Here is an 11,600-nt window from a genome sequence, read left to right as displayed (position 1 = left end):
ATGGAGGAAATCGCCCTGTCCCAGACGGCCCAAGATAAACCACCCAAAAATCCCCTTAGTGCGTGGAACTTCCTCAGAAAAAATAGGTAAACAATCTAAGTCCATTGATCTATGATCGTGACCTGCGGCACAACTCATCAGAATGTCGCCCCCAGCGGGCCCAGCCCCCTGGCTTCGGATGCGGCCGAATTGATTGATTCGACCTACATCCCACCGGCGCCCCCGGGCGGAGGTGCCGGATTTCGGGGAAAACCCTTCCCCGGACCTAGGCGCATGCCAGAATCTCCGGCGATCCCCACCTCCCGATCCGGCCTGCGCCCACCCGTCCCACCGTTCCCGATGGCCCTCCCGCTCCCTTCGTGAGACCGCGCTTTCCATGGGGTTGTGCATGCACCGATTCGATCAGGCGTTCCGCTTCGTCCTGCCGGCGGGGGCCGTGGCGGTCCTCCTCACGGTCCTGACCGTGGGCTGGTTCACCCAACCGGACCGCTTCGCCAAGGGCTACGCCCCCGAGCAGCCCATCGCCTTCTCCCACGAGCTCCATGCCGGCACCCTCCGGATGCAGTGCCAGTACTGCCACTCGGGCGTGGACAAGTCCCGGACGGCGGGCATCCCCAGCGTGGATCTCTGCATGGGCTGCCACAAGGTCACCAGGACCGAGACCCCCGCCATCCAGAAGCTGACCCAGATCGCCAACTCCGGCCAGCCCCTGCTCTGGCAGCGGGTCCACACCCTGCCGGACCACGTCTTCTTCGACCACCGCCCCCACGTGAACGCGGGCATCACCTGCCAGAGCTGCCATGGCGAGGTGCAGACCATGAAGGTGGTCACCCGCGAGATGGGCATGCGAATGGGCAACTGCCTGGCCTGCCACCGGGATCCCCACGCCGCGCTGCCCGCCGGCTCCAAGATCACCAGGGGCGCCGAGAACTGCGCCGCCTGCCACCGCTAGGCCGGGAGATCCGACGATGGCCGACGAGACCCGCAAGCCGATCCTCGACCGCATGGCCGCCCTGGTGGCCGGCCCCCTCCTGCTCGGGCGCGAGGCCATGAACCTCGTCTTCCGGCCGGACCCGGAGGCATCCCCGGGGGCGCCCCCGGCCCCGCTCCGCATCACCGTCACCCCCCCTGAACACGCCATCAAGCGCCGCGGATGACCCGATGAAGACACGACTTCCTGATCACGGCCCCCTCGAGACCCCGCGCTTCTGGCGGACCCTCGAGGAGCGCATCGAGACGCCCGAGGCCCAGCAGGCCGCCCATGACGAGTTCCTGCCGGGCGCCATCCCGACCGGACCCAGCTACGACGATGTCCACGGCCTGCCCCCCCAGAGCGGCGTGTCCCGCCGCGATTTCCTGGGCCTGGTGAGCGCCGCCGCGGCGCTCGCGGCCACCGTGGCCTGCGACCGCAAGGGCCAGGGCACCGTCGTGCCCTACACCAAGCGCCCGGTCGAAGTGGTGCCCGGCGTGGCCAACTACTACGCCAGCGCCACCCATGAGGGCCGCCGCGTCTACCCCTTGCTGGTGAAGACGCGCGAAGGCCGCCCCATCCACCTCACGGGCAATGACGAACACCCCGGCGTGAAGGGCAAGACCAGCCCCCGCACCATGGCCGACGTGCTGCGCCTCTACGATCCGGACCGCCTGCGGGCTCCGAAGGCGGAGGGTCGGATCATCGGATGGTCGGACGCCGAATCCCGCCTCCACGCGGCCCTGGCGGGCGCCAAGGCTGCCGGCAAGCCCGTGCTGCTGATCTCCGGCGCCGTGGCCTCGCCCAGCCGCAAGGCCCTGCTGGCGGACCTCAAGGCCGCCCTGCCCACCCTGGAGCACCTGGCCTACGAGCCCGCCGCCGGCGACGCCGCCGAGGTGGCCGGCCTGGCCAGCTACGGCCAGCCCGTGGACCTCCAGCCCCGGCTGGACAAGGCCAAGGTCATCCTGTCGCTCGGCGCGGACTTCCTGAACGGCGAGGATCCCGAGGCCCAGGCCGCCTGGGGCGCCCAGCGCCGCCTCAAGAGCGCCCACGATCCCATCAACCGCCTGTGGGTGCTGGAAGGCCCCCTCACGCTGACGGGCACCAACGCCGACCAGCGCGTGCCCGTGGCGCCCTCGCGCCTCGGGGCCGCGGCCTTCGCCCTGGCGAAGGAGCTGGCCGCCAAGGGCGTGGCGCTTCCCGCCGGCACGGATCTGTCCGGAATTCCCGCGGGCGCGCCCGCGGGGTTCCCGGCGGCCACCTGGTCCAGCCTGGTGAAGGACCTGCGGACCGCGGGCCGGAACGCCGTGGTGCTCTGCGGGGCCCAGATGCCCGCCGAGGCCCACCAGGCCGCCCACCTGCTGAACGCCATGCTGGGCTCCGAGGCCGTGGGAGTCCGCGCCACCGAGCCCCTCGCCACGGTGAAGGAACTCGAAGCCGCCGCCCAGAAGATGGCCTCCGGCGCCTACGCCGCCGCGATCTTCTGGGACGTGAACCCCGCCTACACCTTCCCGAAGGCCGCCGCCTGGAAGGCCGCCGTGGCCAAGGTGCCCGTCCGCGCCTGGATCGGCCAGGTGGAGGACGAGACCGCCGCCCAGTGCCAGCTGCTCCTGCCCGAGAACCACTGGCTGGAGAGCTGGGGCGACTACGCCACCCCCGGCGCCGCCGTCCTCCAGCAGCCCGCCATCGGCACCCTCTACGACACGCGCCCGGGCGAGGACATCCTCCTCGGCGCCCTCAAGGCCCTGGGCACCAACGCCCCCGACGGCTACCACGCCTACCTCCAGGCCCGCTGGAAGAAGGAACTGCCCTTCGGCACCTCCTTCGAACAGGCCCTCCATGACGGCCTGGTGAAGGCCGAGGCCAAGACCCCCGCCCCCGCGTTCAAGGGTGCCTCGGTGGCCGCCGCCGCGAAGAAGGCCGCAGCCTCGAAGGCTGAAGGACTGGAGCTGGTGCTCTTCCCCGGCTTCGCCACCCACGACGGCCGCCACGCCAACAACAGCTGGCTGCAGGAGACTCCGGATCCCATCACCAAGATGACCTGGGACAACCCCGTGGCCGTCTCCGTGCAGGACGCCAAGGCCCTGGGCATCGAGGAAGGCGACCTGGTGACCCTCTCCCTGGACGGGGTCACCGTCAAGCTGCCCGCCGTCATCCAGCCCGGCCAGGCCCAGGGCGTCCTGGCCCTGGCCCTGGGCTACGGCCGCACGACCGGCGGCGTGGCCAAGGGTGTGGGCGTCGACGCCTTCCCCTTCCTGGGCTTGGACCCCGCCTCCGCCAACGCGCGCACCGGCGCCCGCCTGGCCAAGGCCGGCGGCCGGAAGGAGCTCTCCCGCACCCAGAGCCACCACCGCATGGAGGGCCGGGACCTCGTCCGCTCCCTCACCATGGATGAGTTCGCCCACAACCCCCAGGGCCACCACCACGGTCCCGAGTTGGTCACCCTCTACGAAGAGCAGCGGTTCCCCGACCACAAGTGGGGCATGGTCATCGACCTGGCCGCCTGCACGGGCTGCTCCGCCTGCGTGGTGGCCTGCCAGTCCGAGAACAACGTGCCGGTGGTGGGCCCCGAGCAGGTGGCCCGCGGCCGGGAGATGCACTGGATCCGCATCGACCGCTACTACGAGGGGGAGCTGGAGAACCCCAAGGTCGTCCACCAGCCCATGCTGTGCCAGCACTGCGACAACGCGCCCTGCGAGAACGTCTGCCCGGTGAACGCCACCAACCACAGCCCCGAGGGCCTGAACCAGATGGCCTACAACCGCTGCGTGGGCACCCGCTACTGCGCCAACAACTGCCCCTACAAGGTGCGCCGCTTCAACTTCCTCGAGTACACCGCCTACAAGACCGAGCCCGAGACCCTGGCCTACAACCCTGAGGTCACCGTCCGTCCCCGCGGCGTCATGGAGAAGTGCTCCTTCTGCGTGCAGCGCATCAACGATGTGAAGATCCGGGCCAAGGGCGATGGTCGCGCCATCCTCGACGGCGAGATCACCACCGCCTGCATGGCCGGCTGTTCCTCGGACGCCATCGTGTTCGGCGACTTGAAGGATCCCAAGAGCAAGGTCTCCCAGCTGGTGGCCGCGTCCCGCGCCTACCGGGTGCTGGAGGAGCTGGGCGTCAAGCCCGCCATCACCTACCTGGCCGATCTGAAGAACCCCGCTGTCGAGGGAGGTCACCATGAAGCTTGATGCCGCCACGTCCGCCGGCGACATCCCGGAGGGCCTGGTTGAACCCTCCCTCTACGTGGGCAAGGTCACGCCGGGCAGCCTCGATGACCAGGTGCTGGCCTTCCCGGAGACCCGGCCCCCCAGGCAGTGGTACTTCGCCCTGGCCATCACCCTGACCGCTGCCCTCATCGGCGTCATCTCCATCGGCTACACCTTCTACCTGGGCATCGGCGCCTGGGGCAACACCAGCCCCGTGTTCTGGGCCTTCGACATCATCAACTTCGTGTTCTGGGTGGGCATCGGCCACGCCGGCACGCTGATCTCGGCCATCCTCTTCCTGTTCCGCAAGCGCTGGCGCAACGCCATCGCCCGGTTCGCGGAGGCCATGACCATCTTCGCGGTCATCTGCGCCGTGATCTTCCCCCTCATCCACGTGGGTCGCCCCTGGCTGGCCTACTGGCTCTTCCCCTACCCGAACCAGCGCGCCCTCTGGACCAACTTCCGGTCGCCGCTGCTCTGGGACGTCTTCGCGGTGAACACCTACTTCTCCGTGTCCCTGATGTTCTGGTACCTGGGCCTCATCCCCGACATCGCCTCCATGCGCGACCGCACCACCAGCAAGCTGCGGAAGGTCATCTACACCGTGCTGGCCATGGGCTGGCGCGGCGCCGCCACCCACTGGCAGCACTACGAGAAGGCCTACCTGCTGCTGGCGGGCCTGGCCACGGGCCTGGTGCTCTCCGTGCACTCCGTGGTGAGCTTCGACTTCGCCACCTCGGTGGTGCCGGGCTGGCACATGACCATCTTCCCGCCCTACTTCGTGGCGGGCGCCATCTTCGCCGGCTTCGCCATGGTGGTCATGGTGCTGGTGGTGGTGCGCGAGACCATGCAGCTCAAGAACCTGATCACCATGCGGCACCTGGATGTGATGAACAAGGTGATCCTGGCCATGAGCTGCATCATGGGCTACAGCTACATGATGGAGGGCTTCACGGCCTGGTATTCCATGAACGAGTACCTCCACCACGCCTTCATGAACATCATCACGGGCACCTACGGCTGGGCCGGCTGGGTCACCATCAGCTGCAACATCCTCATCCCCCAGATCCTCTGGTTCAAGAAGGCCCGCTCCAGCTACTTCTGGATGATCCTGGTGGCCGTCGGCGTGACCATCGGCATGTGGTTCGAGCGTTTCGTGATCATCGTGATCTCGCTGCACCAGGACTACCTGCCCTCCGCCTGGCGCATCTACAAGCCCACCATGGTGGACTTCGGCGTGCTCCTGGGCACCTTCGGGATCTTCTTCACCCTGGTCCTGCTCTTCGCCCGGGTTCTGCCGGTCATCGCCACCACGGAAGTGAAGGCGATCCTGCCGGACGCGCAGCCCTCTCACCATGGAGACGACCACCATGCCTGAGACCTCGTATTCGGTTCTCGGTGTCTTCGAGACGCCCGATGCCCTGATGCAGGCCATTCTCAAGGTGCGCGCCAGCAAGCTGGGCACCGTGGAGGCCTACACCCCCTACGCCATCCACGGCATCGACGAGGCCCTGGGCCTCCGTCGCTCCCCCCTGGGCGGCATGGTGCTGGTCATGGGCATCCTGGGGGCCCTCACAGCCTTCGGCTTCCAGTACTGGATCAGCGCCATCGACTACCCCATCATCACCGGCGGCAAGGGGGCCGGTTCCTGGGAAGCCTTCATCCCCATCATGTTCGAAGTGACGGTGCTCTTCGCCACCTTCACGGCGGGACTGGGGATGCTGCACCTGCTGAACAAGCTGCCCTTCTTCGGCCACCCGGTGCTGTCCTCCAAGTCCATCAAGGGCATCACCCGGGATCGCTACGTCCTGGCCCTGGAGGCCGAGAACGAAGCCTTCGACAGCGAGGCCGCCGCCAAGACCCTCCGGGATGCCGGTGCCATCGAGATCGAAACCCTGCCCGCGCCCGATCGCAGCCCCTTCCTCACCAGCGACTACATCCTGCGCACCCTGGGCGGCATCTTCGCCGCCTGCGTGGTGGCGGGCCTGGGGATGTATTTCGCCACCAAGTGGTTCCCCCTGCTCAAGCCCATGGCCAACATGCAGGATCAGCCCCGTCTCAACGCGCAGAAGGCCTCCACCTTCTTCAAGGACGGCCACGGCATGCAGCTGCCGGTGCCGGGCACCGTGGCCCGGGGCTACCTGCCCACGGCCACGGGCACCCAGGAGGAGGCCGCCGCCCTGGTGAACCCCCTGCCCCGCACCAAGGCCGTCTTCGCCACCGGCCGCAAGGTCTACACCAACCGGTGTGAGGTCTGCCACGGGGCCGTCGGCAACGGTGTGGGCAGCCTGACCGCCGCCTACGGTGCCAAGCCCGCCAACCTGCAGGCCCAGCAGTTCCGCGACTACCCGGATGGCAAGATCTACTGGGCCATCGTGAACGGGAAGAACGCCATGCCCTCCCATGCTCCCTACCTCTCCGAGCAGGAGCGTTGGGCGGTGGTGCACTACGTGCGCGCCCTCCAGCGCGCCCAGAACGCCAAGGACGAGGACCTGAAGGTGGCCGCCCGATGAGCCAGACCAAGAACACCTCCAACCTCCTCTGGGGCGCCACGGCCCTGGGTGCCCTCGGCGTCCTCGGCGCTTACGCCGCCGCCGGCCCCGAGCGCTTCTGGGCCAACTGGATCCTCTGGTTCGTGCTGCTCTTCACCCTGGGCCTGGGCTCGCTGTTCATCGTGGCCCTGGAGCACCTCGTCAGCGCCAAGTGGAGCGTGCCCGTGCGGCGCATCCCCGAGCGCCTGGCCACCCTCCTGATCCCCGCGGTGCCGGTCGGCCTCATCGCCCTGGCGGCCATTCCCGTGCTCTACCCCGGCGCGCGGCCCGAGGCGGCCCACCACCCGCTCCTGGCCGGCAAGGCCTTCTGGCTGAGCCTGCCCTTCTTCTCGGCCCGCACCATCGTGGCCCTGGCCCTCTGCCTCCTGGGCCTCTGGGTGCTGGTGGGCGGCTCGCTGAAGCAGGACGCCACGAAGGATCCCGCCTTCAACTTCCGGGCCCGCAAGTTCGCCCCGGCCTTCATGGCCATCTTCGCCCTGGTGATCACCCTCATCGCCTTCGACTGGCTCTCTGGCCTTACGCCCGAGTGGTACAGCGACATCTTCGGTGTCTACGTCTTCGCCGGCGCCTTCCTCAGCGGCCTCGCGACCACGGCCCTCTGCGTCCTGCACCTCCAGGACGAAGGCCGCCTGGAGGGCGTGAAGGGCGACCACCTCTACAACCTGGGCGGCTTCCTCTTCGCCTTCACGGTGTTCTGGTCCTACATCGGCTTCGCCCAGTACATGCTCATGTGGTACGCGAACCTGCCGGACGAGGTCATCTGGTACAAGGTACGCCTGGCCGGATCCTGGCGGCTCATCACCCTCGCTCTGGCCGGCCTGCACTTCGTCCTGCCCTTCTTCGCCCTGGTGACCCGGGACTCGAAGAAGGATCCCCGGCGCCTCCGCCGCGTGGCCTTCCTGATGCTCGGAGCGCACGTGCTGGACGTCTACTGGCTCATCTTCCCCATCCTCGGCGCCAGCCCCCGCTTCTCCTGGCCCGAGCTCAGCTTCGCCCTCTTCTTCCTGGGCGGGATCCTCCTGTGGATCCGCGGTGCCATGCAGAAGGGCGAGGACATGCCCGTCGGCGATCCCTTCCTGCGTGAGGGTCTGGAGTTCCGCCTATGAAGATCCACGACTACCTTTCCCCCGAGGAACTGAAGCGCCTGCTCTCCGCCCTGCTGGTGGTGATCTGCTTCATCTTCATCGCCGCCTTCTTCGGCTTCACCGTGCTGCCCGGCCTGCGTTACCAGGCCCACACGGCCACCACGGGGACTCCCGTGAAGGCCGTGCAGGGCGAGACCGGCTGGCTGGATCCCACGGACTACCCCGCCCAGGCCAGCCAGACCATCCCGCCCATCGATCCCAAGACCGTGATGACGCCCAACCCGGCCCTCATGGCCCGCGGCAAGGCGATCTACGCCCAGACCTGCGCCACCTGCCACGGCCCTGATGGTAAGGGGGACGGCCCCGGCGGCACCGGCCTGAATCCCAAGCCCCGCAACTTCACCCTGAACGCAGGCTGGAAGAACGGCACCCGCATCGAGGACATCTACAAGACCCTCAACGAGGGCATCAAGGGCAGCTCCATGGTGTCCTACAACGACCTCTCCAAGAAGGACCGCATGGCCCTGGTCCATGTGGTGCAGTCCCTGGGCGCCTTCGATCACGGCGCCAGCGATCCCAAGGCCATCGCGGCCATGGAGCAGCTCTTCGCCAGCGCCGGCGAGGTGATCCCCAACCGCATCCCCGTCGCCCGCGCCGTCGACATCCTCTGCCGCGAGTACGCCGAGACCCATCCAGAAGGCCGGCCATGAACCTCTGCCAGATCCGCACCACCCTTGCGCCCCTGGCCCTTGCCGCCGCGCTCCTGGGCGTTCCCGTCCAGGCCCAGACCCCCAAGCCGCCCCCGGCCCCCGCTCCCACGCAGGTCGAGGGTCCGGCCACACCCTCGTTCACGCCCCAGGAAGTGGGCATCGACGAGAAGCTCGGCGCCACCGTGCCCCTGGACCTGGTCCTGAAGGCCGAGGACGGCACGCCCGTCACCCTCCGCCAACTCATCGACAAGCCCACCATCCTGACCCTGAACTACTTCCGCTGCGCCGGCATCTGCACGCCCCAGCTCAACGGCGTGGTCGAGGTGCTCAACCGCACCGAGGCCGTTCCCGGAAAGGACTTCCAGGTCATCACGGTCAGCTTCGACGAGCGGGACGAGCCCGAAATCGCCGCCCAGAAGCGCACCAACTACCTCGGCGAGCTCACCCGGCCCTTCCCCCCCGCCGCCTGGCGCTTCCTCACCGGTCCCGGCGCCACCACCCGGGCCCTGGCGGATGCCGTCGGATTCAAATACAAGAAGGTGGGCGAGGACTTCGTCCACGCCGCCGCCATCATCTTCATCAGCCCCCAGGGCAAGGTGACGCGCTACATGTACGGCGTGACCTACCTGCCCGCCGACCTCCAGCTGGCCGCCCAGGAGGCCGCCCGCGGCGAGGCCCAGCCCACCATCAACAAGTTCCTGAAGTTCTGCTTCAGCTATGACCCCGCGGGACGCAGGTATGTCCTGAACACCACCAGCATCGGCGCCACCGTGATCATCCTCGCGGCCCTGATCTTCGTGGTGGCCCTCGTCCGCCGGGGCCGCAAGTCCAAGTCCGAGGAGGCCGAATGACCACCCACGCTGCCACCGCACAGCCCAGCTATCTGGTGGACACCGGCAAGCGCAAGGGCCTGCTGGCCTGGCTGACCACCACCGATCACAAGCGCATCGGGGTGCTCTATCTCTACTCGATGATCAGCTTCTTCCTCATCGCCATGGGCGTCGGCTTCGTCATGCGCCTGGTGCAGCTGACCACCTTCCAGAAGCTCATCACCGCCCAGACCTACAACGCCCTGTTCACGCTGCACGGCGTGATCATGATCTTCCTGTTCGTCATCCCGGGCCTGCCCGCCGTCTTCGGAAACTTCTTCCTGCCGATCCTCATCGGCGCGAAGGATGTGGCGTTCCCGCGGCTGAACCTGGCCTCCTGGTACTTCTTCATGGCGGGCGCCATCCTCGCCGTCCTGTCCCTGTTCACCGGCGGCGGCGCCCCGGACACGGGCTGGTCCTTCTACGCCCCCTTCAGCCTGAAGACGGGCACCAACGTGAGCCTGGCGGTCTTCGCGGCCTTCGTGCTGGGCTTCTCGTCCATGCTGACGGGCATCAACTTCATCACCACCATCCACCGCCTGCGGGCCCCGGGCATGAAGTGGTTCCGCATGCCCCTCATGTGCTGGGCGCTGTACTCCACCTCCTGGATCCAGCTCCTCGCCACCCCCATCGTGGCCATCACCCTGGTGCTGGTGATCCTCGAACGCTTCTTCGGCATTGGCATCTTCGACCCCGCCAAGGGCGGTGATCCGCTGCTCTACCAGCACCTCTTCTGGATCTACTCGCACCCGGCCGTCTACATCATGATCCTGCCGGCCATGGGCGCCATCACCGAGATCATCCCCACCTTCGCCAAGCGGACCATCTTCGGCTACAAGGCCATCGCGTTCTCCAGCATGGCCATCGCCGGCGTCGGCAGCCTGGTGTGGGCCCACCACATGTTCACCTCCGGCATGAGCAACCTGGCCACCCTGCTCTTCTCGCTGCTGACGATGATCGTGGCGGTGCCCAGCGCCATCAAGGTCTTCAACTGGGTGAGCACCCTCTACAAAGGCAGCATCGACTTCCAGCCGCCGCTGCTGTTCGCGCTCACCTTCATCTTCCTCTTCGCCATCGGCGGCCTCACGGGCGTCATGCAGGGCGCGCTGGCCATCAACGTGCACATCCACGACACCTACTTCATCGTGGGCCACTTCCACTACGTGATGTTCGGCGGCACCGGCATGGGGTTCTTCGCGGCCCTGCTCTACTGGTTCCCCAAGATGTTCGGGAAGATGTATTCCAAGAAGGCCATCTACGTCTCCTGGTTCCCCATCTTCATCGGCTTCAACATGCTCTACTTCGGCATGCTGATCCTCGGCATGATGGGCATGCCCCGCCGCTACTACGTCCACCTGCCCCAGTTCCACACCATGCACGTGGTGGCCACGGTCGGCAGCTGGTTCCTGGTGCTGGGCCTGCTGACCTACTTCGGGACGCTGCTCTACGCGCTCTTCAAGGGCCCGAAGGCGGAGGACAACCCCTGGGGTGGCGTCACGCTTGAATGGACCCTTCCCAGCCCGCCCATCCAGGAGAACTTCGAGACGATCCCCACCATCACCCACGGCCCCTACCACTTCGAGCAGGAGTCCAAATGAGTGAGCACGTCCATCGCGACGACTTCGGCGCCCGGCTCGGCATGTGGCTGTTCCTGGTGACGGAGATCGTCCTCTTCGGGGGCCTCTTCATCGGCTATTCGTACATGCGGTACAAGTACCCCATGGAGTTCCACCACGGCGGCGCCGAGCTGAACGCCACCCTGGGCATCATCAACACCGTGGTACTGCTCACCAGCAGCCTCACCGTGGTGCTCGCCATCGTGGCCATCCAGCGGGCCGAGAAGAAGCGGGCCATGGCCTTCCTCGGCACCACCCTGGCCCTGGGCGTCACCTTCCTGATCATCAAGTCCTTCGAATGGGCCGCCAAGTTCCATCACGGCCTCTACCCGAATGCCCCCCATCTGGGCACGCTGCCCCCGGGGGAGCAGGTCTTCTTCGGCCTCTACTTCACGATGACCGGCCTCCACGGGCTCCACGTCATCGCCGGGCTCTCGGTCCTGAGCGTCATGCTCTGGTGGGTGGCCACGGACCGCGTCAGGCCGGACCGCTACGTGCACCTGGAGAACAGCGGCCTCTACTGGCACCTGGTGGACGTCATCTGGATCTTCCTCCTCCCGCTGTTCTACCTGGCCGCGTAAGGGCATGA

General features: G+C 67.4%; 10 protein-coding genes. All 10 read left to right on the top strand.

The features are described from left to right. The first annotated feature begins 388 nt into the window (after window positions 1-388). From MLE43_RS09395 to MLE43_RS09350, 10 genes are read left to right on the top strand one after another with little or no spacing between them, the layout of a single operon-like run. Entirely contained in the window at window positions 389-952 is a 564-nt protein-coding gene (locus tag MLE43_RS09395; RefSeq protein ID WP_243303447.1) for a cytochrome c3 family protein, read from the top strand. 16 nt (window positions 953-968) lie between these two features. Next, the gene (locus MLE43_RS09390; protein WP_243303446.1) at window positions 969-1,157 is read left to right on the top strand and encodes a hypothetical protein; all 189 of its coding nucleotides are present in this window, start codon (window positions 969-971) and stop codon (window positions 1,155-1,157) included. A 4-nt stretch (window positions 1,158-1,161) separates the two neighbouring features. Continuing rightward, window positions 1,162-4,161, top strand: coding sequence for a TAT-variant-translocated molybdopterin oxidoreductase (locus MLE43_RS09385; RefSeq protein WP_243303445.1), 3,000 nt, complete (start codon window positions 1,162-1,164; stop codon window positions 4,159-4,161). After that, on the top strand, window positions 4,151-5,557 hold the full coding sequence (nrfD, locus tag MLE43_RS09380; protein ID WP_243303443.1) for an NrfD/PsrC family molybdoenzyme membrane anchor subunit: 1,407 nt from the start codon (window positions 4,151-4,153) through the stop codon (window positions 5,555-5,557). Before MLE43_RS09385 ends, nrfD begins: the two co-directional genes overlap by 11 nt. Next, complete coding sequence (locus MLE43_RS09375; protein ID WP_243303441.1) at window positions 5,550-6,692, top strand: quinol:electron acceptor oxidoreductase subunit ActD; 1,143 nt, start codon at window positions 5,550-5,552, stop codon at window positions 6,690-6,692. Before nrfD ends, MLE43_RS09375 begins: the two co-directional genes overlap by 8 nt. After that, window positions 6,689-7,837 carry a hypothetical protein gene (locus MLE43_RS09370; protein WP_243303438.1) on the top strand — a complete coding sequence of 383 codons (1,149 nt, stop codon included), beginning with the start codon at window positions 6,689-6,691 and terminating at the stop codon, window positions 7,835-7,837. The genes MLE43_RS09375 and MLE43_RS09370 overlap by 4 nt, the downstream gene beginning before the upstream one ends. After that, window positions 7,834-8,526, top strand: coding sequence for a c-type cytochrome (locus tag MLE43_RS09365; RefSeq protein WP_243303436.1), 693 nt, complete (start codon window positions 7,834-7,836; stop codon window positions 8,524-8,526). The genes MLE43_RS09370 and MLE43_RS09365 overlap by 4 nt, the downstream gene beginning before the upstream one ends. Beyond that, window positions 8,523-9,377: an SCO family protein gene (locus MLE43_RS09360; RefSeq protein WP_243303434.1), complete on the top strand. Its 855-nt coding sequence runs from the start codon at window positions 8,523-8,525 to the stop codon at window positions 9,375-9,377. Before MLE43_RS09365 ends, MLE43_RS09360 begins: the two co-directional genes overlap by 4 nt. Then, the gene (locus MLE43_RS09355; protein ID WP_243303433.1) at window positions 9,374-10,993 is read left to right on the top strand and encodes a cytochrome c oxidase subunit I; all 1,620 of its coding nucleotides are present in this window, start codon (window positions 9,374-9,376) and stop codon (window positions 10,991-10,993) included. Before MLE43_RS09360 ends, MLE43_RS09355 begins: the two co-directional genes overlap by 4 nt. Then, complete coding sequence (locus MLE43_RS09350) at window positions 10,990-11,592, top strand: cytochrome c oxidase subunit 3 family protein (protein WP_243303432.1); 603 nt, start codon at window positions 10,990-10,992, stop codon at window positions 11,590-11,592. Before MLE43_RS09355 ends, MLE43_RS09350 begins: the two co-directional genes overlap by 4 nt. Window positions 11,593-11,600 lie beyond the last annotated feature (8 nt).

Origin of the sequence: Geothrix oryzisoli, from assembly GCF_022808865.1 — a bacterium.
Lineage (GTDB): Bacteria > Acidobacteriota > Holophagae > Holophagales > Holophagaceae > Geothrix > Geothrix oryzisoli.
Note: the sequence above shows the minus strand (reverse complement) of the source record. Positions and strands in the feature narration are given on the sequence as shown.

What these genes read in the sequence shown, in the direction of transcription:
- nrfD (WP_243303443.1), top strand. Translation starts at nt 4,151, where the DNA reads ATGAAGCTTGATGCCGCCACGTCCGCCGGCGACATCCCGGAGGGCCTG.
- MLE43_RS09350 (WP_243303432.1), top strand. Translation starts at nt 10,990, where the DNA reads ATGAGTGAGCACGTCCATCGCGACGACTTCGGCGCCCGGCTCGGCATG.
- MLE43_RS09390 (WP_243303446.1), top strand. Translation starts at nt 969, where the DNA reads ATGGCCGACGAGACCCGCAAGCCGATCCTCGACCGCATGGCCGCCCTG.
- MLE43_RS09395 (WP_243303447.1), top strand. Translation starts at nt 389, where the DNA reads ATGCACCGATTCGATCAGGCGTTCCGCTTCGTCCTGCCGGCGGGGGCC.
- MLE43_RS09355 (WP_243303433.1), top strand. Translation starts at nt 9,374, where the DNA reads ATGACCACCCACGCTGCCACCGCACAGCCCAGCTATCTGGTGGACACC.
- MLE43_RS09385 (WP_243303445.1), top strand. Translation starts at nt 1,162, where the DNA reads ATGAAGACACGACTTCCTGATCACGGCCCCCTCGAGACCCCGCGCTTC.
- MLE43_RS09360 (WP_243303434.1), top strand. Translation starts at nt 8,523, where the DNA reads ATGAACCTCTGCCAGATCCGCACCACCCTTGCGCCCCTGGCCCTTGCC.
- MLE43_RS09375 (WP_243303441.1), top strand. Translation starts at nt 5,550, where the DNA reads ATGCCTGAGACCTCGTATTCGGTTCTCGGTGTCTTCGAGACGCCCGAT.
- MLE43_RS09365 (WP_243303436.1), top strand. Translation starts at nt 7,834, where the DNA reads ATGAAGATCCACGACTACCTTTCCCCCGAGGAACTGAAGCGCCTGCTC.
- MLE43_RS09370 (WP_243303438.1), top strand. Translation starts at nt 6,689, where the DNA reads ATGAGCCAGACCAAGAACACCTCCAACCTCCTCTGGGGCGCCACGGCC.